Genomic DNA, 23,817 nt, shown 5'->3' on the forward strand with positions numbered 1-23,817 from the left:
TATTCCATTCATGCAGGAAGCATTCGATAAAAATATCTTTTTGGAAATAAGAACCTGTCGCCTTGCCGGAGCGTGCCCATGAAATCCCTCTTACCGTTCTCCCGCGTCAAAGCGCTGCTCGCGGCCTGCGCAGTAGCCCTGAGCCTGCAACCGCTCGCCCACGCTGCCGAAGCGCCGCCGGCCGAAGTGCACCTGGATTACGCCTATTATTCGCCGGTCAGCCTGGCGCTCAAACATTTGGGCTACCTGGAAAAAGCCCTGCCCCAGAGCAAAGTCAGCTGGGTGCTGAGCCAGGGCAGCAACCGCTCGCTGGAATACCTCAACAGCGGCGGCGTGGATTTCGCCTCGTCGGCCAGCCTCGCTGCCGTGCTCAGCCGCGCCAACGGCAGCCCGATCAAATCGGTCTACGTCTACAGCCGCGCCGAGTGGACCGCGCTGGTGGTGCGCAAGGACTCGCCGATCCAGTCCGTCGCCGACCTCAAGGGCAAGAAAATCGCCGCCACCAAGGGCACCGATCCGTACCTGTTCACCTTGCGCACCCTACAACAGGCCGGGCTGAAAAAGGACGATGTGGAACTGGTGCACCTGCAACACCCGGACGGCCGCACCGCCCTGGAGAAAGGCGATGTCGACGCCTGGGCCGGTCTCGATCCACACATGGCTGCCAGTCAGGTGCAGGCCGGTTCGCGCCTGCTGTACCGCAATCGCGACTTCAACAGCTACGGCGTGGTCAGCGTTACCGAGCAATACGCCAAGCAGCACCCGCAAACCATCGACACCGTGATCAAGGCCTATGAGCAGGCCCGCGAGTGGTCGGTGAAGAACCCCGAAGAATTGACCAGGTTGCTCGCCAGCGAATCCGGCCTGCCGCTGGACGTGGCCAAGCTGCAACTGTCGCGCACCGACCTGAGCAGCCCGCAACTGACCGCCAGGGACGTGCTGGCCTCAAAAGCCGCCGCGCCGATTCTGGTCTCCGAAGAACTGGTGCGCCGTGGGGTGAATGTCGATCAGGTCATCGATCAACTGATCGATACCGGTTTCCAGCAAGTCGCCGCCGCCCAGTAACCGATCAGGCTCACAACAAGTCCGCGCCCGTCGCAGATTTGTCGTGAGCGGAGAACCGTCCATGAGTAACGACTTGCCCGCCCGCCTCGCCGTGCCGGCACCACGCCGAAAACTTCCGCTGCTGAATCCGCTCTGGCGTCGGCGCCTTAAAGGCCTGGCCCTGCCGCTGCTGATCGTGATCGCCCTGGAATTCATCGTACGCATCGGCTGGCTGCCGTCCTACCAGATGCCCGCGCCGAGCGAGATCGCGCTGAGCCTCACCGATCTGGCCGAAGGCGCCTTGTGGAAACACATCGGCGCCAGTCTGATTCGCGTACTGCTGGGGTTTGCCATCGGCGCGAGTCTGGCGCTGGTGTTTGCCGCATGGGTCGGCCTGAGCCGCGAAGCCGAGGCTTATCTGGAACCGACGTTCGCCGCGCTACGTTCGATTCCCAGCCTGGCCTGGGTGCCACTGTTGCTGTTGTGGCTGGGGATCGACGAGACCTCGAAAATCGTCCTGATCGCCATCGGCGCGTTCTTCCCGGTGTACGTCAACGTGGTCGCGGCGATCCGCAACATCGACCGCAAACTGGTGGAAGTCGGGCACATCTATGGTTTCAGTCCGCTGCAACTGGTGCGACGGATTCTGCTGCCCGCCGCCCTGCCCGGCCTGTTCACCGGATTGCGCAGCGGCATGAGCCTGTCGTGGATGTTTCTGGTGGCGGCCGAACTGATCGCCGCGACCAAAGGGCTGGGCTACCTGCTCAGTGACGGACGTGAAACTTCGCGGCCGGACATCGTGTTGGCCGCGATCATCGTCCTGGCGCTGCTGGGCAAACTCAGCGACGGTTTGCTTGCGGTGCTGGAACGCCGTTGGCTGGTCTGGCGCGACGCGTTCACCGGCCAGGGCAGCAAGGATTGAACCGTGCAACTAAGCTCAAACCTTCAGGCAGCTGTTCGCCGGAGGACCGGCCGATGTGCGGAAGACTGTCGCAATACCGGGGCATCCACGATTTCGTCGCGGTGCTGAGCATTCCCGATGCGCTGATCAATCACGTCGGCGACGCACCGCTGGCGCATTACAACGCCGCGCCCACGACGTCACTGGCGATCCTTCATCAGCACCAACAGAGGCTATACGCCGACAATCTGCGCTGGGGCTGGCGCCCGCACTGGGCCAGGGATCGCGCCGCGCCGATCAACGCCCGGGTGGAAAAAGTCGCCCACGGGCCGTTCTTTCGAGCGATCTGGCGCCATCGGCTGATCGTGCCGGTCGACAACTGGTTCGAGTGGGTCGATACACCCGACAAAAGCCGACAACCGTGGCTGATTCATCGGGCCGATCATCAACCGGTTTTCTGCGCCGCCATCGGCCAGTTTCCGACGCCCGGCGAACCTCCACGTGAAGACGACGGCTTCGTCATCATCACCGCCAACAGCGAAGGTGGCTTGCTCGATGTGCATGACCGGCGCCCGATCGTGCTGCGCGCTGACCGGGTGGACGAATGGCTCGATCCCGCCACGCCCACGGAGCGCGCCGAGCAGATGTTGCTGTTCGAAGCCGAACCCAGCGAAGCGTTCCAATGGCACAAAGTCGGCAAAGCGGTGGGCAACTCCCGCAATCAGGGCGCGGAATTGATTGAAGCGGTGACGTAAATAAATGCAGGTGCGGTGCGTTATCAAGAACAGGAATCCACGAATTGAATCCTGCGTGTTACACGCGGTGTTTCATTCGCGAAACAGGAAGCTGAAACAGTCGTTTGAGTGAACTAACCGCCTGTCTGACATTTCAATCGTCATACATACTTTTAGAAACACTACGGATAGCATGCGCGCCGCATTTCCTATTGGCATACCAGCTGACCAAAGAGTCAGCAAAACCAGGAATACCCCACAAACTAACAAGCCTTGCAGAGAACTAAGTTGCGCGACGATTTTGCAATCAAACAGGTCACCGGCCTGGAGTGTATTCATCTGTCCACGACAGAACGCTTTCAACTCGACTGTTTTATCGGCCACTACATAAAGACTCGAAACCTGCGTGACGTACCCGATATCGACCGCATCCTGCGCGCCACCCTCGAAAGCTATCCCTGCCACCCGCCGGTGATGGTCAACGAGCTGAATGCCTGGATCGACAAGACCTTGGGTTATCGGGCCTCCCACCCCGATTTCACTCAGTTGGACGATCTTTGATGAAACGAAAAAGCCCCGCAATCGCGGGGCTTTTTCGTTGTGGCGTTCAGGGTTTCAACGGGCGTTCCTGATCACGGTCGGACAACTCGCGGCTGTCGTCATGCTTCCAGGTCTGCTCCTTGTGTTTCTCCCGTTCGATCTCTTCTTCACTCGGTTCGTCATCTTCTTCGGGACGTTTCTGCTCGGTTGCCATGTTCACCTCGCTAATGGAATTCATCCATTAAGCGTAGAACTTAAAGCCACCAGCGCAATAGAAAGAAGAACGCCATGCTCAATAGCATGCTAAGCAACGTATTACGTGTGTAGATCACCAGGCCGATTGCCACTAGTGAACTCAGCAGATAAGGGTTATCCCACTGCAGATTCAGTTGTTTGTCCGGCATGAATACAATCGGCCCGCAAATCGCGGTCAACATGCCCGGCACGGCAAAACCGAGAAACTGCCGCGCGTTGCTGCTCAGACGCACCGGCAAACGCGGTTCGAGAAACACGTAACGGTTGAGGAACACCAGAATCCCCATGCCGATAATCACTGCCCAGACCATCATGTGCGCTCCCGATACAGCTTGTTGCAGATAAACCCGGCGGTCATGCCGGCCAGGCCCGACAGCACCAGCGCCGAACCCCATTGCCAGTAGCTGAACAACACCGAGCAAAACAGCGACACCGCCACGCAGACCACCGTCGGCACATTGCGCACCACCGGCGTGATCAGGGCGATGAAGGTCGCGGCAATCGAGAAGTCCAGCCCCAGGTGTTCAAGCCCCGGAATGCTGCTGCCGAGCACGATGCCGGCCAGGGTGAAGAGGTTCCAGGCGATGTAGAACGTCAGGCCGACGCCCAACGCGTACCAGCGGTTGAACTGCTGGCGGTCGTGCTGACTGGTCAGGGCGAACAGTTCATCAGTGAGCAAAAAGCCCAGGCCAATGCGCCAGCGCCCCGGCAACGGCGAAATCACGTGGCGCATGCTCATTCCATAAAGCAGATGCTGCGAGGTCAGCAACAGCGTGGTCAGCAGAATCGAGAAAATCCCCGCGCCACCCTTGAGCATGCCGATCGCCACCAATTGCGCAGCACCGGCGAACACGATGCTCGACAGGCCCTGCCCCTGCAGCGGCGTGAGGTTGGCTTCGATCGCCATGGAGCCGGCCAGCAGCCCCCACGGGGCGGTCGCCAGGGATAACGGCATGATCGCCGCGGCTCCGCGAAGAAAGGCACTGCGCGGCATTAATGAGTCAGACATAACACTCTTCAACCGTGAGACAAGACCCCGGACTCTGCCAGCAAACGCCCTTTCATGGCTTGAACAATCTTGCGCAGTTGGCGCAAATCCTTCCTTCCGTCAGTCGTTTACCGGCGTAACATGGCAAGCATTCACACACGCGTCAGGGAGACGACATGCTGTATCGGATAGCCGCCGACGGGCTGGTGCTGTTTCATTTGCTGTTCATTCTGTTCGTGCTGTTCGGCGGGCTGCTGGTGCTCAAGTGGCCGCGGTTGATGTGGCTTCATCTGCCGGCGGCGGCCTGGGGCGTGGCGGTCGAGGTGTTGCACCTGACCTGCCCGCTGACCTATTGGGAAAACCTGATGCGTCACGCTGCCGGGCAGACCGAATATGCGGGTGGCTTCATCGAACATTACGTCTGGCCGATCATCTATCCGGCCGGACTGACCCCGCAGATTCAGCTGGTGCTGGGCAGCGTGGTGCTGGTGGTCAACCTGCTGGTCTACGGGCGCCTGATTCGCCGCTGGAAACTCAGACGCGCCGCGCGCATTCCGTTTTAACCCGCTTTCAAGGTTTCCAGCCAGGCCGGATCGAGGCGCGTCTGATCGGTGTTCAGACCGAGCGCTTCCATCCGAGTCTTGTGCGCTTCGACTTCCCTGTGCAATTGCGCGTGATCGCTGGAGTTACCGTCCAGTTCATGCATCTGCGTCAGCCCCAGGTGATAGAAACGCAGCACCTTCATCGCCACCGGATCACCCTTCTCCACTGCCGCCGTCACCTGATGCATCACGTTGGTGACGCTCATCAGGCTGCGCTTGAGCCGCCAGCCGTACACCGCCGGGGCCATCCAGGTCTGATTCCAGAAACGCCCGCGCAGCAACGCCGCCGTCAGCAGAAATGCACCGAACACCCCGCCGACATTGAACCGCAGGTTATCCCCGCCCGGCTCGCCAAACAGCGCCACCGCCGTCGTCGAAAACGCCATCGCCAGCACCAGAAACAGCACCGCGATGATCAGCGTGCTGCGCCGGGTCTGCTGGCGATAAGTGATGGCATCGATCGGTTGAATCTCGAACATCGCGACAGGCTTCCATGGCTTGAGTTAAAAAGAGGCTGCGCATTATCGCCTCTGAGGCGGATTTAGCTATGCTGGAGCGCCTTTTCATCTTTTCAACGTCCAACGGGGACATGGCGATACCACGCAGATCGTGCCATCTTCATTCATGGATACACACTATTCGGATGCCATTGGCCATGCCGGCAATGACATCGTTTTAAGGATCACTGCATGACCCAACGACACGTAATCAATGCCTCGGTCAGCCCAAAAGGCAGCCTCGAAACCCTTTCCCAACGTGAAGTTCAGCAACTGAGCCAGGCCGGAACCGGCAGCACCTACACCCTCTTTCGCCAGTGCGCCCTGGCAATCCTCAATACTGGCGCCCACGTCGACAACGCAAAAACCATCCTTGAAGCCTACAAGGACTTCGAAATCCGCATCCACCAGCAGGATCGCGGCGTGCGCCTGGAACTGCTGAACGCCCCGGCCGACGCCTTCGTCGACGGCGAAATGATCGCCAGCACCCGGGAAATGCTGTTCAGCGCCCTGCGCGACATCGTCTACACCGAAAACGAACTTGATGCGTTGAGCATCGACCTCAGCACCTCCCAGGGCATCAGCGACTACGTCTTCCACCTGCTGCGCAACGCGCGCACCCTGCGTCCGGGCGTCGAACCGAAAATCGTCGTGTGCTGGGGCGGCCACTCGATCAACACCGAAGAATACAAATACACCAAGAAAGTCGGCCACGAACTGGGCCTGCGCAGCCTCGACATCTGCACCGGCTGCGGCCCCGGCGTGATGAAAGGCCCGATGAAAGGCGCGACCATCGCCCACGCCAAGCAGCGCATTCATGGCGGCCGTTATCTGGGGCTGACCGAGCCGGGCATCATCGCTGCCGAAGCGCCGAACCCGATCGTCAATGAGCTGGTAATCCTGCCGGACATCGAAAAACGTCTGGAAGCCTTCGTCCGCGTTGGCCACGGCATCATCATCTTCCCGGGCGGCGCCGGCACTGCCGAAGAGTTCCTGTACCTGCTGGGCATCCTGATGCACCCGGACAACGCAGGCCTGCCGTTCCCGGTGATCCTGACCGGGCCGAAACACGCCGCGCCGTATCTGGAACAACTGGACGCCTTCGTTACCGCCACACTCGGCGAAGCGGCGAAAAAGCACTACGAAATCATCATCGACGACCCGGCCGAAGTGGCGCGGCAGATGACTGCGGGCCTCAAGGCGGTGAAGCAGTTCCGCCGCGAACGCGCCGACGCGTTCCACTTCAACTGGCTGCTGAAGATCGACGAAGGCTTCCAGCGCCCGTTCGACCCGACCCACGAAAACATGGCCAACCTCAAGCTGCATCGCGACCAGCCGCCCCATGAACTGGCGGCCAACCTGCGCCGCGCGTTCTCCGGGATCGTGGCCGGCAACGTCAAGGACAAGGGCATCCGCCTGATCGAGGAGCACGGGCCGTACCAGATCCGTGGCGACGCCGCGATCATGCAACCGCTCGATCTGCTGCTCAAAGCCTTCGTCGCCCAGCACCGGATGAAACTGCCGGGCGGCGCGGCTTATGTGCCGTGCTATCGCGTGGTGTCCTGACACCGCCAATGCTTAACCCTGAAGACCCATTCTTCAGGCCACCCCATAACACTGTGGGAGCGGGCTTGCCCGCGAAGGGGCCCTCAAATTCAGCATCATTGTTGACTGACGGACCGCTTTCGCGAGCAAGCCCGCTCCCACAAAAAGAGTGTGAACCATGGATCACATCAACCACATCCTGATCGTCGACGATGACCGCGAGATCCGCGAGCTGGTCGGCAATTACCTGACCAAGAACGGCCTGCGCAGCACCGTGGTCGCTGACGGCCGGCAGATGCGCAGTTTTCTGGAAGCCAACACGGTCGACCTGATCGTGCTCGACATCATGCTCCCCGGCGATGACGGGCTGGTGCTGTGCCGCGAGTTGCGCGCCGGCAAGCACAAGGCGATCCCGATCCTGATGCTCACCGCCCGCGACGACCAGACCGACCGCATCCTCGGCCTGGAAATGGGCGCCGACGATTACCTGACCAAACCCTTCGCCGCCCGCGAACTGCTGGCGCGGATCAACGCCGTGCTGCGCCGTACGCGAATGCTGCCGCCCAATCTGCTGATCACCGAAACCGGGCGTCTGCTCGCGTTCGGCCGCTGGCGCCTGGACACCACCGCACGCCACCTGCTCGATGAAGACGACACCATGGTCGCCCTCAGCGGCGCCGAATATCGCCTGCTCCGGGTGTTTCTCGATCATCCGCAACGGGTCCTCAGCCGCGACCAGTTGCTGAATTTGACCCAGGGTCGCGACGCCGACCTGTTCGACCGCTCCATCGATTTGCTGGTCAGCCGCCTGCGCCAGCGTCTGCTGGATGACTCCCGCGAACCGACCTACATCAAGACTGTGCGCAACGAGGGTTATGTGTTCTCCTTCGCCGTGGAGATGCTCGCCGAATCCTGACGGATTTGTATCGCTCTGTATAAATGCGCCACGCAGATACATAACCCGTGTTTTTGGGCCGCAACACCACATATCAGCGATACACCCTCGCGTTTGAATGAACCCACCAGAAAGCACTGGTTCACTCATCTCAAACGCAAGGAGAAGCACCATGTTCAAGTCCTCGAAATCCCTGGTACTCGCCATCAACCTGCTCGGCGGCCTGGCCATGGCCGACCTGGCATCCGCCAGCTCCCAGCCGCTGGTCGCCGAATACGGCTCGGAAAACCTGCAGAAAGATCGTGTTGCCGAAGGTGGCGCGGATCGTTTGCAGGAACTGCGTGAACGCGTGGCCGAAGGCGGTGCCGACCGCTTGCAGGAACTGCGCGAACGTTCGGCCCGCAGCGTGCTGGTCGCCGAGAATCGTCCCGAGTTCGGTTCCAAATACCAGCGCTATTGATCGTTTGTACCCGCCGTTGTCGATTCCTGCCGGGGGCGCTCTGCCCCCGCAGCGATCACGACTTCCCGATAACGGGGCACAGCGAGATGCCACGCAATATTGCCATGCCATTGCACCTTGAGCGTCCGGGCACTGCGCAAGACCTGTTCGCGTAAAACATCGTCGCACTCAAGTCGATCCAGCTCGCGCGGCAAGCGACGTTGCAGCTTGAGAAACTCTCCCGCCCAGGCATCGATACGATGGCGAACCTCGCCGGCCGCTTCACGCGGGGAACATTGTCGATGATGAATGAGGTGAGTCAGCAGGTTGTACACGTCCTCCATAGGATTCTCCATGATGGAGAAAGACAACAAGTCATTGACGGCCTTCAGCAGGTTCAAGCTCACCCTGCGTAGTTCCTGCCATATATCGCTGTAGTAAATGCGGGATGGCAGATGCACACGGTCGGCGAAGTAATTGAATTCCACACACACCTGAAACCCGCCTGCATTGCGCCAGACACTTTCAAAATCCTGCTCGGCCGGCTGCGAACCTTCAAGGCGATGCATCGCAGCGCGCAAACAGGGATAGAGATAGCTTTCATATTGCTCTAGCGTTCGTTGTCGCCATTGTGGCGGCATCTGCGCACCGGCCTGTTGAATGATATCCGCCAGACCACCCGCCAGACCGATGCAACACGTCGTTCCATTACTGCTTGCCATTTCATGCACGTCACGGATGGCCTGCTCCAGTAACTCAGGTGCCTGGCTCAAATCCTCATCGGCCAGATCATCCTGACAACTGAACCACCCGGTAAGTTGAGCAAGCAACGGAAGGTCCTCACAGTCAGCATCAGGCCACATATACCCGGCATACAGCCCTGGCTGGTATATATCGAGTTGATGCCTCGCATGCGGCCCATCCTCCAGCCCAAGACGAATCAGCCATTGGCGAGTATGCCGTTCCGCTGCCTGCGCATGAGGGCTGAGCGCAAATGAAAGCCGTTGCAGCCGAGGTGGAAGAGCGAAGTCTTTTCGATTCTGTTTGATCAACGCGTCGCGCTCGCGAAGCTGCTTGTACCACCCGCGCAAAGTCGAGATGTCGTGCTGCCTGAGAATTAACTGCAACCAGACGGTGAACCCTGCTGCATCGCGCCTGATTTCGCCAAAAACTGCATGCAGACTTGACCATCTCCAATCCATCGCCTCATCGGGATTCACCTTGGGATCGACTCGACTGAGCCCGACATAAATGTGGTCGTATTCGTTCTCTATCAAACCATTGGAAACCTGTGTCCGGTAAACGAAGGCCTCGACCTCCATCAGCACGGGGCAATCAATCCCCATCTCTTCGAGCAATCGTCGTCTGGCTGCGGCAAGGGTCGGTTCGCCTGGTCGAGGATGGCCACAACACGTATTGGTCCATAAGCCTTGGGAGTGATATTTGCCCAGCGCCCGTTTTTGCAGGAGCAGTCGCCCTTTCAAATCGAAAATGAAGATGGAGAAGGCGCGATGCAAAAGTCCGTCGCGGTGAACTTGCATTTTTTCGGCGGTTCCGGTCGCCCGATCGTATTCATCTACAAGAACCAACTCTTCCATTCTCGTCACCGTTATCCTTCAAGACTGGACGATACGTCAGACCGGCCTTCACTTTTTGCCTATCGGATTAAATCTGTATTCGAAAAAATAGACAGATTGAAGCAAATGACAAATCACTTTGGCCTTTCGCTACGAAAACTTCGCGATATCACTGAAAATTCTACAGTCAATTACCAATCAATTTTTATTTGAGCATGCAACAACACAATGAATACGCCAAGTTAAAAACCGTCAGCACCAAACAAACCATCATTGCCAGAACAAAGTTGTTGGCAACTACTGCAGGACGCCTTTGTATGTTGCAATCAACTGACTCAACCTACGCGCAAGCCAGAGAAATTTGGGCTTCGGCCTTTCGTTATCAGGAACAGCACGCCGGCATGAAAGTCAGGACAGCACTGACGCTGGCGATTGCGGACATTTACCAATTGTCGCCGATGCATACGCAAACGCTTTGCCAGATTGTCGAGCTCTTCAACACGGCGTCGCTGGTACACGATGACATCATTGATGAGGACGCTACACGTCGCGGTGCCCCGTCCGTCTGGGTGAAATTCGGTATCGCCAGCGCATTGACATCCGGTATGTACGGCTACATAGAAGGCCTGCAAAAGTTGAACGCTTTTGGTGAGGCAAATCTTATTGACGCAGCCCTGAAAAGCCTCGAAGCACTTCACATTGGTCAGCACCTCGACACGCAGTTGAGTGCAGGCAACAGCCTGCCGACGCTGGATCAATATCGTTTTATTGCACAAGCCAATACCGGATGCTTTTTCATGTTCATCCTGGACTCATGCCAAAGCCTCAATCCGATGCCGGTAGCAGTTTATTCGGCATTGCAGGACTTGATGCTGGAACTTGCCGTCTATTACCGCTACATCAATGATTACTGCGATATAAATCACATCCCCCACTTCAAGAAAAAAGGCTTTGCACCTGATCTGGAAGGAGGCCCGAAAACGTTTCTCATGATCCTGGCCAACAGCCCATTGATCAAAAGCAAAAGAACGGACTTCCAGAAGCGTCGAATCATTTTCGAATGGGGTAATGCCGGTGTTTTCATCCAAGCGTTGAACATCATGGAAGACAGTTTCAATACCATCGAGCTTCATTTTGAAGAAGCCCGGCGCCACGCTCGGGAGCGAAATTTCGGTCCGCTGCACACATTTCTGCGGAACGTGCATTTTCAGCAACAACCACAGGATAACTACTATCAGTCACTGCTCAGCTAGCTTGAGGGCCATTTTTTACTACCGAACCGCCCTGTTCTCTGACACAAAAGCCCCGCTGTTTCCCCACGACAGCCGTCATGGCGCGTACTAAGCTGCGCGATTGATTTGTTCAGGGACGATCCATGAAACGATTTGCCGCCTGTCTGCTGTCCATGCTGGCCCTGACGGCCACCGCGGCGGACCTGCAACTGCTCACCGACAACCACCCGCCCCTGCATTTCATGCAAGGCAATCAGCTCGCAGGATTCGGTGTGGACGTGGTGCAGGCCCTGGCGACCCAGACCGGCGACCGCATCCATCTGCAACAAGTCCCGCTGCTGCGCGCCCTGCGCATGGCCAGCGACACGCCCGACACCGGCGTATTCACCGTACTGCGTACCGACGAACGCGACGATCGCTATCAATGGGTCGGGCCGCTGATCGAAGTCGAAACCGCGCTGTACGCCCGCGACAATCTCCAGCCTCCCGTGCACAGCCTGCGTGAAGCCGATCATCTGGGCCGGATCACCGTGCCGCGCAAATGGCTGGTCTACAGCTACCTGCAAGGGCAAGACCTGAACAACCTCTACGGCGTGGAAACCCCGGAACAGATGATGCGACTGTTCAGCCTGGGGCGTACCGATTTCGTGGTCTCCGATACCTGGTCCAAAGCCGCCCTCGCCCGCGAACAAGGCATGGAGCCGGGACGCTTGCAGTACCAGATCCCGTTGATGAAACAGAACACCTACATTGCCTTTTCGCCGCAGACCGATCCGAAACAGGTCGCACGCTGGCAGCAGGCGCTGGATACACTGCGGGCCGACGGCCGTCTGGAGCAGCTGCGCCAGCGCTGGCTGAGCAATACCCTGCCGCGCTGATCAGGCATCAACGCCTTCGATAACGACTATGCGCAAGGGTGTTTTCACATCAAAGCCCTCCAGCACTAGAGTGGGCTCCATCTTCTCCCCACTCTCTGGAGCAACATCATGAAAGACATCATCGCACTCGGCTTCATCGTTTCCCTGATCGGCGCCACCTCCGCCATCGCGGCCCCACACGCCAGCACCCCAGTTGTCGCGGCGGCGACCGTCGGCCAGTCCGGTACCCTGAACGTCGACACCGTCAGCATCGATGCCGAACACAAGGGCAACCTGAAACTGCAACAGAACGCCGAACAGACCAAACTGTACGTCGCGGAAAACCGCCCGGAATTCGGTTCCAAATATCAGCGCTACTGAGTGATCGGTTTGAGCTGCCAGAAACAGGAAACCCCGCCGAAGCGGGGTTTCTTGCATTTGGGCGTCAGCGCACCAGTCGCGCGGCCAATGCCTTGGCCTGCAACGCCACATCGGTGACGGCGGTGCTCTCCCACCACATGCCACGCAGCGGCGGGCCCATGGCGAACAGGCGGGGCGAGACCCGGCCCTCTTCATCCAGCACCGCGCCGTCCACTTCTGCCGCGATCCCCAGTGCCAGCGGCCCCGGTCGAACCAGGCCACGCGCCAGCAGCTGCTGCGGCAAAGGTCGCGCGACCCGGCGCCAGTCGTATTCGATGCCGCTGGAATTGATCAACGCCGCGCCCTGCACCACGCGGGTTTCGGCCTCGCCGCGAGGGCGAATGCGGATATTCACGCCCTCACCCGACGCCGGCTCAAGCCCCTTGTAAGACGCCGCATGAATGCGCAATCGCCCTGCCCGGTGCAGACGCTCGACCAACTCCGCACTCAGCGGCGGTGAACGATGGTGATGACTTTCCCACCACGGCCGCACATGCCGCACGAACTGCCGGCGCTGCACATCGCTGGCTTGGTTCCATAACCGGCCGATGTGCACACGCACGGTGTCCAGCGGCGCCTGCCAGTCGATGCCCTGTGCGATGGCGTCGCGGCAATGCCGGCGCAATTCGCGCAGTAACTGGCGCGGCGTGCGAATGCTGTGATCCTCGGCGAGGAAGTCCACCCACGCGGGCGGCTGGCGACGCACGTGGGGCAACAGACCGTGTCGGGAGAACACCTCGATCGGCCCACGATGCCCGGCCTGCTCCAGCGACACTACGGCATCGACCATGGTCAGGCCGGAACCGATGATCAGCACCGTCGACTGCGGATCGAGTTGACGCATTGCCGCGACATCCCACGGATCAAGCGCCGCAGCGTTGAGACCGCTGGATTCTTTTTGCGGGGTGCGGGCAGCCGGGAACATCCCGGTCGCCAGCACGGCAAAAACGCCCTGTAATTTCTGGCCGTCACTCAAAGTGAGCAGCACCGAATCGCTGGAAGCCTGAACGTCGATCACTTCGGCGCGCACATGCTCGACCGTCGACCCGTGTTGCGCGCCCACCTGCTGCGCCTCCGCCAGACGCTGTTGCACGTACACGCCAAACAGCCCCCGTGGTGGAAACAGCTCGCTGACCGGCACATGTTGCTGATCGGACTCCGGCCAGCCGCCACCGGCAATGTGATCGGTCAGCCATTGGGTCAGGTCATCGGCATTGTCCGGGTCAACGCTCATCCGCGCCGCGTTGCCGTTGAGCGTGTGGCCCAGCTCCACCGCGCTGTACGCTTCGCCTCGGCCCAGTTCGGCCCGGGGCTCGATCACCAGAATCTTTCTGCGCCCCGGCAAACGCAGCAATTGCACCGCCAGCATCGTGCCGCTGAGGCCGCCGCCGACAATCAGGATGTCGGCGTGACGGATGGCGGTTGTATCGGTTTGAGTCATACCGTTCTCGCAGCTGAGGATATGCTCGGGCCAGTGTCATTCAGACGCCGCGAAGACGTCTAGACGGACGCGACTTTTTTCTCCTGCCGATGCAGCTCGCCCAAGTTTCGATAGCCGCTGCCCGGATGAGTCTCCGGCAGTCTCGGTCCTTCGCCAAACAGCTTCTCGCGCAAGGTCCCCGGCCCGTATTCGGTCTTGTAGACACCGCGCTTCTGCAACTCCGGCACCAGCAACTCCACGGCGTCGATGAAGGTTTCGTGGGTCAGTGCGTAGGCCAGGTTGAAGCCGTCGACGTCGGTTTCGTCGACCCAATCCTGCAACAGATCCGCCACCGTTTCCGGGCTGCCGACGAACAACGGGCCGAAACCGCCGATGCCGACCCAGTCGGCGAGTTCGTTGGGGGTCCAGACCTTGTTCGGATCAGCCGTGGAAAAAGCCTCGACCGCCGATTGAATGGCATTGGTGTGTACGTGCTTGAGTGGTTCGTCCGGTTTGAAGCGGCTGAAGTCGATGCAGGTCCAGCCGGAAATCAGCGCCATCGCGCCTTCGTAGCTGACCCAGGATTTGTATTCTTCGAACTTGGCTTTGGCCTTGGCGTCGGTCTCGCCAAGGATCACGGTTTGCAGGTTGAAGATCAGGATCTTCGACGGATCGCGCCCGGCTTCGGCGGCGCGGCGGCGGATGTCGGCCACGGTTTTCTTCAGCAGCACTTTCGACGGGGCAGCGACAAAAACGCACTCGGCATGCTCGGCAGCAAACTGCTTGCCCCGGCTGGACGCGCCCGCCTGATAAAGCACTGGCGTGCGCTGCGGCGACGGCTCACAGAGGTGAATACCCGGCACCTGGAAGTGTTTCCCGTGGTGGCGGATCTCGTGGATCTTGCTCGGGTCACTGAAAATCCGCCGCTCGCGATCCCGCAGGATCGCGCCCTCTTCCCAACTGCCTTCCCAGAGTTTGTAGCAGACCTCCAGGTATTCCTCGGCGAAGTCGTAGCGCGCGTCGTGTTCGGTCTGGGCTTGCTGGCCGATGTTCTTCGCACCGCTCTCCAGATACGAAGTGACGATGTTCCAGCCGGCTCGGCCCTTGGTCAGGTGATCGAGGGTCGACAAGCGTCGGGCGAATGGATACGGATGCTCGAAAGACAACGAAGCGGTCAGGCCGAAACCCAGGTGCTCGGTGACCAGCGCCATCGGCGGGATCAGTTGCAACGGATCGTTGACCGGCACCTGCGCCGCCTGGCGAATGGCCGCTTCTCGATTGCCGTTGTACACGTCGTAGATGCCCAGCACATCGGCGATGAACAGTCCGTCGAACTTGCCGCGCTCGAGGATTTTCGCCAGATCGGTCCAGTACTCCAGATCCTTGTACTGCCAGGAGCGATCCCGAGGATGAGCCCACAGGCCCGGCGACTGATGGCCGACGCAGTTCATGTCGAAGGCGTTGAGACGGATTTCGCGAGGCATCAGATGGCACTCCCGATGTTCGGGAGGCGTTTGAGGGTGTGATTTGAAGCGATCATGTGAGGCGACTCCGTGGTTTCCGGATGAGGATCCAGAATCCTTAGCAGGAGTCGTGCCTGAATATATTTTCGTTATTTATCAATAGCTTGAGACAACAACCTAAAGCACTCTGCACGCTGGATGGAACAAACTGTTTATCCGCTGTCGGCCCTGCAACAGTCAGATCACCACATTGCGCACGAAGCGCGCCGCCACTTCCCCGTCATTGCGATAGGTGTGTGGCTGGTTGCTGGCGAACATGAAAAACTCGCCTGCCGCGATGCGCTGGGGTTGATCGCCGAGCATCAGCGTCAGGCAGCCCTCGAACACGAAAATCTGCTCGCTCCAGCCCTCTGCGTCCGGTTGCGAGGGATAGACCTCGCCCGGCTGCAGGCACCATTCCCACTGTTCAACCGCGCGGGTGGCGTTGGCCTTAGACAGTAAAACAGCTTTGCTGCCGGGGATGCTGCCAGCCCAGGCCAGTTCGTTGATACGGCCGGGATCGCGGTTGTCTGGCGCCTGGATCAGATCGCTGAAGGCCACTTCGAGGGCTTCGGCGACGCGGTCGAGGGTGGTCAGGCTGACATTCTTTTCGCCGGCCTCGATGGCCACCAGCATCCGCCGGCTGACCCCGGACTTTTCCGCAAGGGCCGTCTGGCTCATGTCGGCAGCGTGGCGCAGGCGCCGGACGTTCTGGCTGACGTGTTGCAGGACCGAAGCCCGCTGAACGGAATCTTTGTGCACTATATTGCTCACTGGCTGGGGTTGGGCAGTATACTGCGCAACATTTGGCGCATTGTGCGTCTCCTCCTTAAAAGTGCGCAAGGTCATGACGTCAGCCAATTCCCCCCAAACTCCCCTGCGGTTTTCCCGGTTCAGCAAAGCCGAGTGCGTGCTGGTGCTGATCACCATGCTTTGGGGCGGCACCTTCCTGCTGGTGCAGCACGCGATGACCGTCAGCGGCCCGATGTTTTTCGTCGGCCTGCGCTTTGCCGCCGCCGCGAGCATCGTTGCGCTGTTTTCGTGGAAACATCTGCGTGAACTGACCCTGTTCGAACTCAAGGCCGGCGCTTTTATCGGCGTGGCGATCATGCTCGGTTATGGCTTGCAGACAGTCGGTTTGCAGAGCATTCCCAGCAGTCAGTCGGCGTTCATCACCGCGCTGTACGTGCCATTCGTGCCGCTGCTGCAATGGCTGGTACTCGGCCGGCGTCCGGGTTTGATGCCGAGCATCGGCATCATGCTGGCGTTTACCGGGCTGATGCTGCTGTCCGGGCCGTCCGGTGCTTCGCTGAATTTCAGCCCCGGTGAAATCGCCACGCTGATCAGCGCCATCGCGATAGCGGCCGAAATCATCCTGATCAGTAACTATGCCGGGCAGGTCGATGTGCGCCGCGTAACCGTGGTGCAGCTGGCGACGACTTCGGTGCTGTCGTTCTTGATGGTGGTGCCGACCGGCGAGGCGATTCCGGATTTCTCTTGGCTGCTGTTGAGTACGGCTCTGGGCCTGGGCGCGATGAGTGCGGCGATTCAGGTGGCGATGAACTGGGCGCAGAAGAGTGTTTCGCCGACCCGTGCGACCTTGATCTACGCCGGTGAACCGGTCTGGGCCGGGATCGTCGGTCGTATCGCGGGTGAGCGTTTGCCAGCGATTGCATTGGTCGGTGCGGGGCTGATCGTGGCAGCGGTGATCGTCAGTGAATTGAAGACCAAAGGCAAAGAGACACAAACGGTCACGGAAGAATTGGAGCACGAGACCGAAGGCTAAACGCGGGATTTACGGCTACTTTGTAGGATTCAGAGACATCCTCGCGTTTGGCGATCCGGGAGCTGGCACGTATGATGCTTCACAAACTTCCGCAGATTAGAAGCCTATGTCCCTGATAGTTCTACTGCTTCTGCCTTTTCTGGGCAGCTGTCTGGCAGCCGTGCTGCCGCACAACGCGCGTAACGCCGAATCCCTGCTGGCAGGTCTGGTCGCACTGATCGGCACTGTCTCGGTCGCACTGCTGTACCCGCAGATCGCCCACGGCGGCGTGATTCGCGAAGAATTCACATGGCTGCCCAGCCTGGGCCTGAACTTCGTCCTGCGCATGGACGGCTTCGCCTGGCTGTTCTCGATGCTGGTGCTGGGTATCGGCACCCTCGTTTCTTTATATGCCCGTTATTACATGTCGCCGGACGATCCGGTACCGCGTTTCTTCGCGTTCTTTCTGGCGTTCATGGGCGCCATGCTCGGGCTGGTGATCTCCGGCAACCTGATCCAGATCGTGTTCTTCTGGGAGCTGACCAGCCTTTTCTCGTTCCTGTTGATCGGCTACTGGCACCATCGCCACGACGCGCGCCGCGGCGCCTACATGGCGTTGATGGTGACCGGCGCGGGAGGATTGTGCCTGCTGGCGGGGGTCATGATCCTCGGCCATGTGGTCGGCAGCTATGACCTGGACAAGGTCCTGGCCGCCGGCGATCTGATTCGCGCACATGCCCTCTACCCCATCCTGCTTCCCCTCATTCTTATCGGCGCCCTCAGCAAAAGCGCCCAGTTCCCCTTCCACTTCTGGCTGCCGCACGCGATGGCGGCACCCACACCGGTTTCGGCGTACCTGCACTCGGCGACCATGGTCAAGGCCGGGGTCTTCCTTCTCGCCCGCCTGTGGCCGTCGCTGTCCGGCAGCGAAGAATGGTTCTACATCGTCAGCGGCGCCGGTGCCGCCACGCTGTTGCTCGGCGCGTACTGCGCAATGTTCCAGAACGATCTCAAGGGACTGCTGGCCTACTCAACCATCAGCCACCTCGGCCTGATCACGCTGCTGCTGGGCCTGAACAGTCCGCTGGCCGCCGTGGCGGCGGTGTTCCACATTCTCAACCACGCGACCTTCAAGGCTTCGCTGTTCATGGCCGCCGGGATCATCGACCACGAAAGTGGCACCCGTGACATCCGCAAGCTCAACGGCCTGTTCAAACTGATTCCGTTCACCGCCACCCTGGCGATGGTCGCCAGTGCGTCAATGGCCGGCGTGCCGCTGCTCAACGGTTTCCTGTCGAAAGAAATGTTCTTCGCCGAAACCGTGTTCATCAACGCCACCGCTTGGGTTGAAGCGACCTTGCCAATCGTGGCGACGATTGCCGGCACATTCAGCGTGGCCTACTCGCTGCGCTTTACGGTCGACGTGTTCTTCGGCCCGACCGCCACCGACCTGCCCCACACCCCGCACGAACCGCCACGCTGGATGCGCGCCCCGGTTGAACTGCTGGTATTCACCTGCCTGCTGGTGGGGATTTTCCCGGCCCAGATAGTCGGCCCGTTGCTGGCTGCCGCTGCACTGCCGGTGGTCGGTGGCGTGCTGCCGGAATACAGCCTGGCGATCTGGCACGGTCTCAATGCACCGATGATCATGAGTCTGATCGCCATGTCCGGCGGCATCGTGGTCTATCTGCTGCTGCGCAATCAGCTCAAGCGCGGTCGTTTCAAGTTCCCGCCGCTGGTGGGCCGTTTCAACGGCAAGCGCCTGTTCGAGCGCAGTCTGGTGGCGATGATGCGTCTGGCCCGGCGGCTGGAGCGGCGGATCGGCACCAAGCGCCTGCAAACACAACTGTTCCTGATGGTGTTGGCGGCAGTGCTCGCCGGCCTGATCCCGATGCTGCACAGCAGCCTGAGCTGGGGCGACCGGCCGAAAATCCCGGGTTCGATCGTATTCGTGACCCTGTGGCTGCTGGCAATCGCCTGCGCCCTCGGCGCCGCATGGCAGGCCAAGTATCACCGTCTCGCCGCCCTGACGATGGTCAGCGTCTGCGGTTTGATGACCTGCGTCACCTTCGTCTGGTTCTCGGCACCGGATCTGGCCCTGACGCAACTGGTGGTCGAAGTGGTGACCACGGTGCTGATCCTGCTCGGCCTGCGCTGGCTGCCACGGCGGATCGAAGAGGTTTCGCCGCTGCCAAGCAGCCTGCGCAAGGCGCGGGTGCGGCGTCTGCGCGACTTGCTGCTGTCGATTGCCGTCGGTGGCGGCATGGCGCTGCTGTCCTACGCGATGCTGACCCGGCAGACGCCGAACGACATCTCCTCGTTCTACCTGAGCCGCGCCCTGCCTGAAGGCGGCGGCAGCAATGTGGTCAACGTGATGCTGGTGGATTTCCGTGGTTTCGACACCCTTGGCGAAATCACGGTGCTCGCTGCCGTGGCACTGACCGTATTCGCCCTGCTGCGTCGTTTCCGCCCGCCGAAAGAAAGCCTGCAACTGCCGGCCCAGCAGCGCCTGCTCGCGCCCGACGTGGTCACCGATCTGGTCAACCCGCGCTCGGCCAGCGACACCGCGCTCGGCTTCATGATGGTGCCGGCGGTGCTGGTGCGCCTGCTGCTGCCGATTGCGCTGGTGGTGTCGTTCTACCTGTTCATGCGCGGGCACAACCAGCCGGGTGGCGGCTTCGTCGCCGGTCTGGTGATGTCGGTGGCGTTCATCCTGCAATACATGGTCGCCGGCACCCAGTGGGTCGAGGCGCAAATGAGCCTGCGGCCGCTGCGCTGGATGGGCACCGGCCTGCTGTTCGCCACCGTCACCGGTCTTGGGGCGATGGCGGTCGGGTATCCATTCCTCACCACCCACACCTGGCATTTCAGTTTGCCGCTGCTGGGTGACATCCATATCGCCAGCGCACTGTTCTTCGATATCGGCGTCTACGCCGTGGTGGTCGGCTCGACCCTGCTGATCCTCACCGCCCTCGCCCACCAATCGGTCCGGGGCCACAAAACCGCTGCCGCCAAAGGAGCCGTCTGATGGAAGAAGTCATCGCAATCGCCATCGGCGTACTCGCCGCGTCCGGGGTCTGGCTGATCCTGCGACCACGGACCTTCCAGGTAGTGATGGGCCTGTGCCTGCTGTCCTACGGCGTCAACCTGTTCATCTTCAGCATGGGCAGCCTGTTCATCGGCAAGGAGCCGATCATCAAGGATGGCGTGCCGCAGGACCTGCTCAACTACACCGATCCACTGCCCCAGGCGCTGGTGCTGACGGCCATTGTCATCAGCTTCGCCATGACTGCGCTGTTTCTGGTGGTGTTGCTGGCCTCACGGGGCCTGACCGGCACCGACCACGTTGACGGAAGGGAGCCCAAGGAATGACGGCGATGACTCACCTGATCGCCGCACCGATCCTGCTGCCGCTGCTGACCGCCGCCATCATGCTGATGCTCGGCGAGAAGCATCGGCCGCTGAAGGCGAAAATCAACCTGTTCTCCAGCCTCCTCGGCCTGGGCATTTCGGTGATGCTGCTGCAATGGACCCAGACCACCGGCGTGCCCGGCTCGATCGGCGTGTACCTGCCGGGCAACTGGCAGGTGCCGTTCGGCATTGTGCTGGTGGTCGATCGTCTGTCGGCATTGATGCTGGTCCTGACCGGAATCATCGGCGTCAGCGCCCTGCTGTTCGCCATGGCCCGCTGGGACGGCGCCGGGTCGAGTTTCCACGCGTTGTTCCAGATTCAGTTGATGGGGCTGTATGGCGCGTTCCTGACGGCGGACCTGTTCAACCTGTTCGTGTTCTTCGAGGTCTTGCTGGCCGCGTCCTACGGCCTGTTGCTTCATGGCTCGGGCCGGGCGCGGGTATCGTCGGGGCTGCATTACATTTCGATCAACCTGTTGGCGTCGTCGCTGTTCCTGATCGGCGCGGCGCTGATCTACGGCGTGACCGGCACGCTGAACATGGCGGATCTGGCCCTGAAGATTCCACTGGTGCCGGAAGCCGACCGTGGCCTGCTGCACGCCGGTGCGGGGATTCTGGCCGTGGCGTTCCTGGCCAAGGCCGGCATGTGGCCGCTGAACTTCTGGCTGGTGCCGGCCTACTCGTCGGCCAGCGCGCCGGTGGCGGCGATGTTCGCGATCATGACCAAGGTCGGCGTCTACACCCTGCTGCGCCTTTGGACGCTGTTGTTCTCCGGCCAGGCCGGCGCTTCGGCTTATTTTGGTGGTGACTGGCTGATCTACGGCGGCATGGCGACCATGGCCGGTGCGGGCGTGGCGATCATTGCCGCGCAACGTCTGGAACGCATGGCCAGCCTGAGCATTCTGGTGTCGGCGGGGATCCTGCTGTCGGCCGTAGGTTTCGCCCAGCCCAATCTGATCGGCGCCGCGCTGTTCTATCTGGTCAGCTCGACCCTGGCGCTGAGCGCGCTGTTCCTGCTGGCCGAGTTGATCGAGCGCTCGCGCACTGCCATAGAAGTGCCGCTGGAAGACGAAAACGAACTGCTGCCACGTCCGCAGGAATGGCAACGCCCGGTCAAGGGCATCAACCTCGACGACGATCAGAAAGCGGTGGTCGGTCAGGTGATCCCGTGGACCATGGCGTTCCTCGGTCTGAGCTTCATTGCCTGCGCGTTGCTGATTATCGGCATGCCGCCGCTGTCCGGGTTCATCGGCAAGCTGAGCCTGATCGGCGCCCTGCTCAATCCGCTGGGCCTCGGTGCCGGCGAACCAATCTCGAAGGCCGCCTGGGGCTTGCTGGCCTTGCTGATCCTTACCGGACTCGGCTCGCTGATGGCGTTCTCGCGCCTGGGGATCCAGCGCTTCTGGTCGCCAGAAGAGCGCCCGTCGCCGCTGCTGCGCAAACTGGAATGCACGCCGATTTTCCTGCTGCTCGGCCTGAGCATCGCCCTGACCTTCAAGGCTGAACCGCTGTTGCGTTACACCCAGGCAACGGCTGATGCCCTGAACAATCCCCAGCAATACGTGATGGCGGTACTCGGCACCCGCGCCGTGCCGAGCCCGGAAGCCAAGGCGGCGCTGCTGGAGGTGCAACCATGAAGCGTCTGTTTCCGGCTCCGTGGTTGTCGATTGCGCTGTGGTTGCTGTGGCTGGTGCTGAACCTGTCGGTCAGCCCGGGCAATCTGCTGCTCGGTGCCGTACTCGGTTTCTGTGCCCCGCTGATGATGCGCAAGCTGCGCCCGCAGCAAATTCACATCCGCCGCCCGGGCACGATCCTGCGATTGTTTCTGCTGGTCGGGCGTGACGTGATCGTCTCGAACCTGCAGGTGGCCTGGGGCGTACTCAACGCCGGTCGTCGACCGCTTCGTTCACGCTTCATCAAGGTGCCGCTGGACCTGCGCGATGCCAACGGTCTGGCGGCGCTGTCGATGATCTGTACAGTCGTGCCTGGCACGGTGTGGTCGGAGCTGGCGCTGGATCGCAGCATTTTGTTGCTGCACGTCTGGGATCTGGATGACGAGGCGCAATTCATCCAGCACTTCAAGGTCACTTACGAGCGGCCTTTGATGGAGATTTTCGAATGAGCCCGCTGCTGTCGAACGCGATTCTGCTGACGCTGTTCCTGTTTTCCCTGGCCATGGTCCTCACGCTGGTGCGCCTGTTCAAAGGCCCGTCGGCGCAGGACCGGGTACTGGCGCTGGATTACCTGTACATCGTCGCCATGCTGATGATGCTGACCCTGGGGATTCGTTACTCCAGTGACACCTACTTCGAAGCGGCGCTGCTGATCGCGCTCTTCGGCTTCGTCGGCTCGTTTGCCCTGGCGAAGTTCCTCCTGCGTGGCGAGGTGATCGAATGAACGCTGAACTGTCTCTCTGGGTGGAAATCCCGGTGGCGATCCTGTTGGTACTCAGCGGCGTGTTCGCCCTGATCGGCGCCACCGGCCTGCTTCGGATGAAAGATTATTTCCAGCGCATGCATCCGCCGGCGCTGGCATCGACGCTGGGTGCGTGGTGCGTGGCGCTGGCGTCGATCATCTGTTTTTCCGCGCTCAAGTCCGGGCCGGTGCTGCACGCCTGGCTGATCCCGATTCTGCTGTCGATCACCGTGCCGGTGACCACCCTGCTATTGGCGCGGGCGGCATTGTTCCGCAAGCGCATGGCCGGCGATGATGTGCCGGCCGAGGTCAGCAGCCGGCGTACTGAAACCGGCAGCTAGATCCAGGCGACAGCCAACAGCCCGGCTCCCAATATCAGACACAGTGGTGAGTAAACCCAAGTGTCGAGCCGGGCAAAGCGCGATCCCTTCACTTCCTTGAAAAACCCGACCAGTTCCGAATCGCCAATCGCCCGCGCAAACATCAGCAGCGCAATCGCGCTGATCACCCATTGCAGTGCCCAGTGATGCACGGCGGGCAGCCACCACCCCACCCGCATGCACACCAGTGCGGCAATCAGTAGCAGGGCTGCCGCCACCACCAGCGTGATCCAGCCTGAAGGTTTGAACGCCGGCCTGAGCGTCATCCCGCCGTTGTCCACCGGAACCTGCGGCACCACCGCCACGGCCGCCCACTGTCCACCCATCGCCCAATACAGATGCATCAGGCTGATCACCGCAAATATCGTCACCAGCCATTGAGCCAACACAAAGGTCAT

At 60.6% G+C, this 23,817-nt stretch carries 27 protein-coding genes; 18 read left to right on the plus strand and 9 right to left on the minus strand.

Features of this window, described 5'->3' with window-relative positions; translation table 11 throughout:
* Nucleotides 1-78: 78 nt before the first annotated feature.
* From KJY40_RS17310 to KJY40_RS17325, 4 genes are all read left to right on the plus strand, one after another.
* Entirely contained in the window at nt 79-1,065 is a 987-nt protein-coding gene (locus tag KJY40_RS17310; protein ID WP_230731383.1) for an aliphatic sulfonate ABC transporter substrate-binding protein, read from the plus strand.
* Between the two features lie 61 nt (nt 1,066-1,126).
* On the plus strand, nt 1,127-1,966 hold the full coding sequence (locus KJY40_RS17315; RefSeq protein WP_230731384.1) for an ABC transporter permease: 840 nt from the start codon (nt 1,127-1,129) through the stop codon (nt 1,964-1,966).
* A gap of 53 nt (nt 1,967-2,019) precedes the next feature.
* The gene (locus tag KJY40_RS17320) at nt 2,020-2,700 is read left to right on the plus strand and encodes an SOS response-associated peptidase (RefSeq protein WP_230731385.1); all 681 of its coding nucleotides are present in this window, start codon (nt 2,020-2,022) and stop codon (nt 2,698-2,700) included.
* A 267-nt stretch (nt 2,701-2,967) separates the two neighbouring features.
* Nucleotides 2,968-3,240, plus strand: a complete 273-nt coding sequence (locus KJY40_RS17325; protein WP_192561400.1) for a hypothetical protein — start codon at nt 2,968-2,970, stop codon at nt 3,238-3,240.
* Nucleotides 3,241-3,286: 46 nt separating this feature from the next.
* Here the strand turns inward: KJY40_RS17325 and KJY40_RS17330 are convergent, their stop codons facing one another.
* From KJY40_RS17330 to KJY40_RS17340, 3 genes are read right to left on the minus strand one after another with little or no spacing between them, the layout of a single operon-like run.
* Nucleotides 3,287-3,433 (minus strand): hypothetical protein, encoded by a 147-nt coding sequence (locus KJY40_RS17330; RefSeq protein ID WP_007950514.1) that lies wholly within the window; start codon nt 3,431-3,433, stop codon nt 3,287-3,289.
* A gap of 40 nt (nt 3,434-3,473) precedes the next feature.
* A complete protein-coding gene (locus KJY40_RS17335; RefSeq protein ID WP_166742327.1) occupies nt 3,474-3,785 on the minus strand; it encodes an AzlD domain-containing protein in 312 nt (103 codons plus the stop codon).
* Nucleotides 3,785-4,483, minus strand: a complete 699-nt coding sequence (locus KJY40_RS17340; protein ID WP_045121617.1) for an AzlC family ABC transporter permease — start codon at nt 4,481-4,483, stop codon at nt 3,785-3,787. Before KJY40_RS17340 ends, KJY40_RS17335 begins: the two co-directional genes overlap by 1 nt.
* Nucleotides 4,484-4,638: 155 nt before the next feature.
* On the opposite strand from KJY40_RS17340, the gene KJY40_RS17345 reads away from it, so the two are divergent.
* Nucleotides 4,639-5,025, plus strand: coding sequence for a DUF2784 domain-containing protein (locus KJY40_RS17345; RefSeq protein WP_039766992.1), 387 nt, complete (start codon nt 4,639-4,641; stop codon nt 5,023-5,025).
* Here the strand turns inward: KJY40_RS17345 and KJY40_RS17350 are convergent.
* The gene (locus KJY40_RS17350; protein ID WP_230731387.1) at nt 5,022-5,543 is read right to left on the minus strand and encodes a DUF3087 domain-containing protein; all 522 of its coding nucleotides are present in this window, start codon (nt 5,541-5,543) and stop codon (nt 5,022-5,024) included. The genes KJY40_RS17345 and KJY40_RS17350 overlap by 4 nt on opposite strands.
* 210 nt (nt 5,544-5,753) lie before the next feature.
* Here KJY40_RS17350 and ppnN point away from each other — a divergent pair, with 210 nt between their 5' ends.
* The 3 genes from ppnN to KJY40_RS17365 all read left to right on the plus strand — a co-directional run bounded on the left by ppnN (nt 5,754) and on the right by KJY40_RS17365 (nt 8,461).
* Complete coding sequence (gene ppnN, locus KJY40_RS17355) at nt 5,754-7,127, plus strand: nucleotide 5'-monophosphate nucleosidase PpnN (RefSeq protein ID WP_007950520.1); 1,374 nt, start codon at nt 5,754-5,756, stop codon at nt 7,125-7,127.
* 157 nt (nt 7,128-7,284) lie between these two features.
* Nucleotides 7,285-8,022, plus strand: coding sequence for a response regulator (locus tag KJY40_RS17360; protein WP_039766999.1), 738 nt, complete (start codon nt 7,285-7,287; stop codon nt 8,020-8,022).
* Nucleotides 8,023-8,173: 151 nt separating this feature from the next.
* Complete coding sequence (locus tag KJY40_RS17365) at nt 8,174-8,461, plus strand: hypothetical protein (RefSeq protein WP_230731390.1); 288 nt, start codon at nt 8,174-8,176, stop codon at nt 8,459-8,461.
* Here KJY40_RS17365 and idi read toward each other — a convergent pair.
* Nucleotides 8,455-10,038, minus strand: coding sequence for an isopentenyl-diphosphate Delta-isomerase (gene idi / locus KJY40_RS17370; protein WP_230731391.1), 1,584 nt, complete (start codon nt 10,036-10,038; stop codon nt 8,455-8,457). The genes KJY40_RS17365 and idi overlap by 7 nt on opposite strands.
* Before the next feature lie 296 nt (nt 10,039-10,334).
* Between idi and KJY40_RS17375 the strand changes: the two genes are divergently transcribed.
* The 3 genes from KJY40_RS17375 to KJY40_RS17385 all read left to right on the plus strand — a co-directional run bounded on the left by KJY40_RS17375 (nt 10,335) and on the right by KJY40_RS17385 (nt 12,487).
* Complete coding sequence (locus tag KJY40_RS17375) at nt 10,335-11,270, plus strand: polyprenyl synthetase family protein (RefSeq protein WP_230731393.1); 936 nt, start codon at nt 10,335-10,337, stop codon at nt 11,268-11,270.
* Between the two features lie 122 nt (nt 11,271-11,392).
* Nucleotides 11,393-12,127 carry a substrate-binding periplasmic protein gene (locus KJY40_RS17380; protein WP_179694590.1) on the plus strand — a complete coding sequence of 245 codons (735 nt, stop codon included), beginning with the start codon at nt 11,393-11,395 and terminating at the stop codon, nt 12,125-12,127.
* 108 nt (nt 12,128-12,235) lie between these two features.
* Nucleotides 12,236-12,487, plus strand: coding sequence for a hypothetical protein (locus KJY40_RS17385; protein ID WP_230731395.1), 252 nt, complete (start codon nt 12,236-12,238; stop codon nt 12,485-12,487).
* A 64-nt stretch (nt 12,488-12,551) separates the two neighbouring features.
* Here the strand turns inward: KJY40_RS17385 and KJY40_RS17390 are convergent, their stop codons facing one another.
* The 3 genes from KJY40_RS17390 to KJY40_RS17400 form a co-directional block, all read right to left on the minus strand.
* Nucleotides 12,552-13,967, minus strand: a complete 1,416-nt coding sequence (locus KJY40_RS17390) for an FAD/NAD(P)-binding protein (protein WP_230731396.1) — start codon at nt 13,965-13,967, stop codon at nt 12,552-12,554.
* Between the two features lie 59 nt (nt 13,968-14,026).
* A complete protein-coding gene (locus KJY40_RS17395) occupies nt 14,027-15,430 on the minus strand; it encodes an LLM class flavin-dependent oxidoreductase (protein WP_230731397.1) in 1,404 nt (467 codons plus the stop codon).
* Between the two features lie 216 nt (nt 15,431-15,646).
* Entirely contained in the window at nt 15,647-16,210 is a 564-nt protein-coding gene (locus tag KJY40_RS17400; protein WP_007950529.1) for a helix-turn-helix domain-containing protein, read from the minus strand.
* Nucleotides 16,211-16,295: 85 nt separating this feature from the next.
* Between KJY40_RS17400 and KJY40_RS17405 the strand changes: the two genes are divergently transcribed.
* The 7 genes from KJY40_RS17405 to KJY40_RS17435 all read left to right on the plus strand — a co-directional run bounded on the left by KJY40_RS17405 (nt 16,296) and on the right by KJY40_RS17435 (nt 23,380).
* Nucleotides 16,296-17,234, plus strand: a complete 939-nt coding sequence (locus KJY40_RS17405) for a DMT family transporter (protein ID WP_179694586.1) — start codon at nt 16,296-16,298, stop codon at nt 17,232-17,234.
* A 106-nt stretch (nt 17,235-17,340) separates the two neighbouring features.
* Nucleotides 17,341-20,241 carry a monovalent cation/H+ antiporter subunit A gene (locus KJY40_RS17410; RefSeq protein ID WP_230731398.1) on the plus strand — a complete coding sequence of 967 codons (2,901 nt, stop codon included), beginning with the start codon at nt 17,341-17,343 and terminating at the stop codon, nt 20,239-20,241.
* Entirely contained in the window at nt 20,241-20,585 is a 345-nt protein-coding gene (locus KJY40_RS17415; RefSeq protein ID WP_003192163.1) for a Na+/H+ antiporter subunit C, read from the plus strand. The genes KJY40_RS17410 and KJY40_RS17415 overlap by 1 nt, the downstream gene beginning before the upstream one ends.
* Nucleotides 20,582-22,261 carry a monovalent cation/H+ antiporter subunit D gene (locus tag KJY40_RS17420; protein ID WP_230731399.1) on the plus strand — a complete coding sequence of 560 codons (1,680 nt, stop codon included), beginning with the start codon at nt 20,582-20,584 and terminating at the stop codon, nt 22,259-22,261. The genes KJY40_RS17415 and KJY40_RS17420 overlap by 4 nt, the downstream gene beginning before the upstream one ends.
* Nucleotides 22,258-22,746 (plus strand): Na+/H+ antiporter subunit E, encoded by a 489-nt coding sequence (locus tag KJY40_RS17425; protein WP_230731400.1) that lies wholly within the window; start codon nt 22,258-22,260, stop codon nt 22,744-22,746. Before KJY40_RS17420 ends, KJY40_RS17425 begins: the two co-directional genes overlap by 4 nt.
* Entirely contained in the window at nt 22,743-23,021 is a 279-nt protein-coding gene (locus tag KJY40_RS17430; RefSeq protein ID WP_007910754.1) for a K+/H+ antiporter subunit F, read from the plus strand. The genes KJY40_RS17425 and KJY40_RS17430 overlap by 4 nt, the downstream gene beginning before the upstream one ends.
* Nucleotides 23,018-23,380 (plus strand): Na+/H+ antiporter subunit G, encoded by a 363-nt coding sequence (locus tag KJY40_RS17435; RefSeq protein ID WP_007950534.1) that lies wholly within the window; start codon nt 23,018-23,020, stop codon nt 23,378-23,380. Before KJY40_RS17430 ends, KJY40_RS17435 begins: the two co-directional genes overlap by 4 nt.
* Here KJY40_RS17435 and KJY40_RS17440 read toward each other — a convergent pair.
* Nucleotides 23,377-23,817 carry a DUF3995 domain-containing protein gene (locus KJY40_RS17440; RefSeq protein WP_230731401.1) on the minus strand — a complete coding sequence of 147 codons (441 nt, stop codon included), beginning with the start codon at nt 23,815-23,817 and terminating at the stop codon, nt 23,377-23,379. The genes KJY40_RS17435 and KJY40_RS17440 overlap by 4 nt on opposite strands.

The sequence above is a fragment of the Pseudomonas fitomaticsae genome (genome assembly GCF_021018765.1).
In the GTDB taxonomy this organism is placed as follows: domain Bacteria; phylum Pseudomonadota; class Gammaproteobacteria; order Pseudomonadales; family Pseudomonadaceae; genus Aquipseudomonas; species Aquipseudomonas fitomaticsae.

What these genes read in the sequence shown, in the direction of transcription:
- KJY40_RS17310 (WP_230731383.1), top strand. Translation starts at nt 79, where the DNA reads ATGAAATCCCTCTTACCGTTCTCCCGCGTCAAAGCGCTGCTCGCGGCC.
- KJY40_RS17315 (WP_230731384.1), top strand. Translation starts at nt 1,127, where the DNA reads ATGAGTAACGACTTGCCCGCCCGCCTCGCCGTGCCGGCACCACGCCGA.
- KJY40_RS17320 (WP_230731385.1), top strand. Translation starts at nt 2,020, where the DNA reads ATGTGCGGAAGACTGTCGCAATACCGGGGCATCCACGATTTCGTCGCG.
- KJY40_RS17330 (WP_007950514.1), bottom strand. Translation starts at nt 3,433, where the DNA reads ATGGCAACCGAGCAGAAACGTCCCGAAGAAGATGACGAACCGAGTGAA.
- KJY40_RS17335 (WP_166742327.1), bottom strand. Translation starts at nt 3,785, where the DNA reads ATGGTCTGGGCAGTGATTATCGGCATGGGGATTCTGGTGTTCCTCAAC.
- KJY40_RS17340 (WP_045121617.1), bottom strand. Translation starts at nt 4,483, where the DNA reads ATGTCTGACTCATTAATGCCGCGCAGTGCCTTTCTTCGCGGAGCCGCG.
- KJY40_RS17345 (WP_039766992.1), top strand. Translation starts at nt 4,639, where the DNA reads ATGCTGTATCGGATAGCCGCCGACGGGCTGGTGCTGTTTCATTTGCTG.
- KJY40_RS17350 (WP_230731387.1), bottom strand. Translation starts at nt 5,543, where the DNA reads ATGTTCGAGATTCAACCGATCGATGCCATCACTTATCGCCAGCAGACC.
- ppnN (WP_007950520.1), top strand. Translation starts at nt 5,754, where the DNA reads ATGACCCAACGACACGTAATCAATGCCTCGGTCAGCCCAAAAGGCAGC.
- KJY40_RS17360 (WP_039766999.1), top strand. Translation starts at nt 7,285, where the DNA reads ATGGATCACATCAACCACATCCTGATCGTCGACGATGACCGCGAGATC.
- KJY40_RS17365 (WP_230731390.1), top strand. Translation starts at nt 8,174, where the DNA reads ATGTTCAAGTCCTCGAAATCCCTGGTACTCGCCATCAACCTGCTCGGC.
- idi (WP_230731391.1), bottom strand. Translation starts at nt 10,038, where the DNA reads ATGGAAGAGTTGGTTCTTGTAGATGAATACGATCGGGCGACCGGAACC.
- KJY40_RS17375 (WP_230731393.1), top strand. Translation starts at nt 10,335, where the DNA reads ATGTTGCAATCAACTGACTCAACCTACGCGCAAGCCAGAGAAATTTGG.
- KJY40_RS17380 (WP_179694590.1), top strand. Translation starts at nt 11,393, where the DNA reads ATGAAACGATTTGCCGCCTGTCTGCTGTCCATGCTGGCCCTGACGGCC.
- KJY40_RS17385 (WP_230731395.1), top strand. Translation starts at nt 12,236, where the DNA reads ATGAAAGACATCATCGCACTCGGCTTCATCGTTTCCCTGATCGGCGCC.
- KJY40_RS17390 (WP_230731396.1), bottom strand. Translation starts at nt 13,967, where the DNA reads ATGACTCAAACCGATACAACCGCCATCCGTCACGCCGACATCCTGATT.
- KJY40_RS17395 (WP_230731397.1), bottom strand. Translation starts at nt 15,430, where the DNA reads ATGCCTCGCGAAATCCGTCTCAACGCCTTCGACATGAACTGCGTCGGC.
- KJY40_RS17405 (WP_179694586.1), top strand. Translation starts at nt 16,296, where the DNA reads ATGACGTCAGCCAATTCCCCCCAAACTCCCCTGCGGTTTTCCCGGTTC.
- KJY40_RS17410 (WP_230731398.1), top strand. Translation starts at nt 17,341, where the DNA reads ATGTCCCTGATAGTTCTACTGCTTCTGCCTTTTCTGGGCAGCTGTCTG.
- KJY40_RS17415 (WP_003192163.1), top strand. Translation starts at nt 20,241, where the DNA reads ATGGAAGAAGTCATCGCAATCGCCATCGGCGTACTCGCCGCGTCCGGG.
- KJY40_RS17420 (WP_230731399.1), top strand. Translation starts at nt 20,582, where the DNA reads ATGACGGCGATGACTCACCTGATCGCCGCACCGATCCTGCTGCCGCTG.
- KJY40_RS17425 (WP_230731400.1), top strand. Translation starts at nt 22,258, where the DNA reads ATGAAGCGTCTGTTTCCGGCTCCGTGGTTGTCGATTGCGCTGTGGTTG.
- KJY40_RS17430 (WP_007910754.1), top strand. Translation starts at nt 22,743, where the DNA reads ATGAGCCCGCTGCTGTCGAACGCGATTCTGCTGACGCTGTTCCTGTTT.
- KJY40_RS17435 (WP_007950534.1), top strand. Translation starts at nt 23,018, where the DNA reads ATGAACGCTGAACTGTCTCTCTGGGTGGAAATCCCGGTGGCGATCCTG.
- KJY40_RS17440 (WP_230731401.1), bottom strand. Translation starts at nt 23,817, where the DNA reads ATGACCTTTGTGTTGGCTCAATGGCTGGTGACGATATTTGCGGTGATC.